Here is an 889-nt window from a genome sequence, read left to right as displayed (position 1 = left end):
AGGGTGAGCCAGTCCTGCTCATCGACCCAGGCGCGCATGTCCCGGCTCCAGTGCGCGCTCAACCCGTCCCAGACCAACACCACCTTCTCACCCTGGTAGAAGGCCTTGAGCTGCTCGAGTACCCCGATCAGCGCCTCGGTGTCATAGCTGCCCGGACGCAGGTGGAAGCACAACCGGGCGCCGCGCGTGGTGTCGGCGGTGTGGTAGCCCACGGCGGCGGCCATCGACGCTTTCTTCCAGTTCAGCCGGTGGACCAGGGTGGGGGTGTGGCCGCGGGGTGCGTAGGCGCGGCGCACCTGGGGCAGCAGCGACACGCCCGATTCGTCGAAGAACACGATCCATGCCCGGTTTCTCAACGCCCCTTTTTTATACGCGGCCACTGGTGGGCCACCCAGCGGGCGATCTCGGCCTCATCGCGCTCCACCGCTTTGCGCTGGGGCCGTTGCAGGCTCCAGCCCAGCTTCTGGGTGAGCAGCCGCCACACCGCCGACACCGACAACCCCACCCCCGTGGTACGCGCCACCACCAGACCCACCCGCTCCAGGGTCCACAACGCGGAGGCGAAACCGTGCGCCAACGCGCCCTGTCCCAGGGCGGCGCGGACCTGTTCGACCTGTTCTGCGGTCAGCTTGGGCGGCCGCCCGGTGGCCGGGCGGCGACGCAAAGCCGCCATCCCGCCCTGTTCCCACAGGCGTTTCCAACGCCGGACGCTGTCGGAACACACGCCGAGCATCCGGGCGATCTCGGCGTGGGAGTGGTGGCCCTGGTCGAAGAGTTCGGCCGCACGCAGGCGTCGGGCCTCGGCCAGTTGAGGGCGGGTCAGCGGGGGAACGGTTTCCTCAGGGACAGGGGACTCGGTTGCGAGGGGCATGTTCGTGATGCTCGCACG

The 889-nt window shown here is 69.3% G+C and carries 2 protein-coding genes; both read right to left on the bottom strand.

The window, feature by feature from the left end; genetic code table 11:
* Nucleotides 1-356 (bottom strand): transposase (locus PFX91_RS23030; RefSeq protein WP_285735228.1); only part of this gene is annotated, 356 nt, incomplete at its 3' end.
* On the bottom strand, nt 353-889 hold a 537-nt coding region (locus PFX91_RS23025), incomplete at its 5' end, for a winged helix-turn-helix domain-containing protein (protein ID WP_285735226.1). The genes PFX91_RS23030 and PFX91_RS23025, both read right to left, overlap by 4 nt.

This window comes from Nocardiopsis sp. ATB16-24, from assembly GCF_030271535.1.
Lineage (GTDB): Bacteria > Actinomycetota > Actinomycetes > Streptosporangiales > Streptosporangiaceae > Nocardiopsis.
Note: the sequence above shows the minus strand (reverse complement) of the source record. Positions and strands in the feature narration are given on the sequence as shown.